Origin of the sequence: Pararhizobium antarcticum (genome assembly GCF_001885585.1) — a bacterium.
Lineage (GTDB): Bacteria > Pseudomonadota > Alphaproteobacteria > Rhizobiales > Rhizobiaceae > Pararhizobium > Pararhizobium antarcticum.
Map to the genome: position 1 here is coordinate 2,501 of NZ_LSRP01000156.1, position 2,500 is coordinate 5,000.

1 rRNA gene (only partly in view) is annotated in these 2,500 nt (G+C 50.8%); it reads left to right on the top strand.

The window, feature by feature from the left end:
- The first annotated feature begins 657 nt into the window (after positions 1–657).
- Positions 658–2,500: ribosomal RNA gene (locus AX760_RS25945) — 23S ribosomal RNA — on the top strand (it continues 973 nt past the right edge of the window).

Sequence of the window (2,500 nt, forward strand, 5' to 3'; positions counted from 1 at the left end):
TGATGTTTTGAAAGAAGCATCACCTGGTGGAAGGCGGAATATCCTTTGAGAGAAATAAAAGTTTGCATCGATCTCAAGATTTGATGCCTGTTCTGATTACATTGTAAAGAGAAGATATGTCTGGAAGCTTCCAGGTGTTGATGATGGTGACCGCAAGGTTGTTGTCTTTGACGTCCAAGCCCAGTCCTGTTCAAGCTGTCGACGGTCTAGCCGATCCGAGACAGAATAGGGGCTGGAGGAGGTAGGAAGCTTGTTACTCAAGACATGTTTGTTGTTGGTGGTTTGAACCGCTTAAACTTCAAATCCGCAAGGATTTGGGGATTTTGGTGTTTCCGATCATCTCTGACGACATGTCGATGGGCGTTGCCTGACCGCGCGCTCCCGGACAGATCTCGAGAAGCTGGTCTTAAGACCTGGCCCTGAAGTGCACCGGCGTGCCTTCATATAGGGATCAGGTCGAACACGTCGATGGCATCTTATAAGCGCGGTTGTAAAAGGTAACCGCGGTTTGTTCGTCCTTTTATCGTTAGGGACGCACAGCCCATATGTCGGCAAACTCAGGTTTGTCCGTATGGCCGGGTTTTGCACCCCTCAAGCGAAAGCGAAGAGGATCAGGTTTGCAAAACCAAACTAAGGATGAGCATTGGCAATGAGAACGATCAAGTGAAATAAGGGCAATTGGTGGATGCCTTGGCATGCACAGGCGATGAAGGACGTGATACGCTGCGATAAGCCGTGGGGAGCTGCGAATAAGCTTTGATCCATGGATTTCCGAATGGGGAAACCCACCTTAAATACCTAGAAAGTTTAAGCCGTTCGCAAGAACGGTTTAGATTTCTAGGTATTGTTTATAAGGTATCTTACTTTCGAATACATAGGGGTAAGAAGCGAACGCAGGGAACTGAAACATCTAAGTACCTGCAGGAAAGGACATCAACCGAGACTCCGCAAGTAGTGGCGAGCGAACGCGGACCAGGCCAGTGGCAATGAGGAATAAAGTGGAACGGAATGGAAAGTCCGGCCGTAGCGGGTGATAGCCCCGTACATGTAGAACACTCATTGTCCTAGAGTAGGGCGGGACACGTGAAATCCTGTCTGAACATGGGGAGACCACTCTCCAAGCCTAAGTACTCGTGCATGACCGATAGCGAACAAGTACCGTGAGGGAAAGGTGAAAAGCACCCCGACAAGGGGAGTGAAATAGAACCTGAAACCGGTTGCCTACAAACAGTCGGAGGGCGCTCATTTTAGTATGGGGCCTGACGGCGTACCTTTTGTATAATGGGTCAACGACTTAGTGTGACGAGCAAGCTTAAGCCGATAGGTGAAGGCGCAGCGAAAGCGAGTCTGAATAGGGCGTTCAGTTCGTCGCATTAGACCCGAAACCGAGTGATCTAGCCATGAGCAGGTTGAAGGTTGGGTAACACCAACTGGAGGACCGAACCCGCATCTGTTGCAATAGATTGGGATGACTTGTGGTTAGGGGTGAAAGGCCAATCAAACTCGGAGATAGCTGGTTCTCTGCGAAAACTATTTAGGTAGTGCGTCGATCGAATACCCTCGGGGGTAGAGCACTGGATGGGCTATGGGGACTCACCGTCTTACTGATCCTAACCAAACTCCGAATACCGGGGAGTACTAATCGGCAGACACACGGCGGGTGCTAACGTCCGTCGTGAAGAGGGCAACAACCCTGACCTCCAGCTAAGGTCCCCAAGTCATGGCTAAGTGGGAAAGGATGTGAGGATCCCAAAACAACCAGGATGTTGGCTTAGAAGCAGCCATCATTTAAAGAAAGCGTAACAGCTCACTGGTCTAATTAAGGGTCTTTGCGCCGAAAATGTAACGGGGCTAAAGCCATGCACCGAAGCTGAGGATCAACTGACTTGTCAGTTGGTGGTAGCAGAGCGTTCCGTAAGCCTGTGAAGGGGGACCCGTGAGGGCCCCTGGAGGTATCGGAAGTGCGAATGTTGACATGAGTAACGATAAAGGGAGTGAGAGACTCCCTCGCCGAAAGACCAAGGGTTCCTGCTTAAAGTTAATCTGAGCAGGGTTAGCCGGCCCCTAAGACGAGGCAGACATGCGTAGTCGATGGGAACCACGTTAATATTCGTGGGCCTGGTGGTAGTGACGGATTGCACAAGTTGTTCAGCCTTATTGGATTGGTTGGGCAGCGGAGCGGTTCCAGGAAATAGCTCCACCAATATAGACCGTACCCGAAACCGACACAGGTGGTCAGGTAGAGTATACCAAGGCGCTTGAGAGAACTATGCTGAAGGAACTCGGCAAATTGCACGCGTAACTTCGGAAGAAGCGTGACCTCTTTTTACGCAAGTGGAAAGAGGTGGCACAGACCAGGGGGTAGCGACTGTTTATCAAAAACACAGGGCTCTGCGAAGTCGCAAGACGACGTATAGGGTCTGACGCCTGCCCGGTGCTGGAAGGTTAAAGGGAGAGGTGCAAGCTTTGAACTGAAGCCCCAGTAAACGGCGGCCGTAAC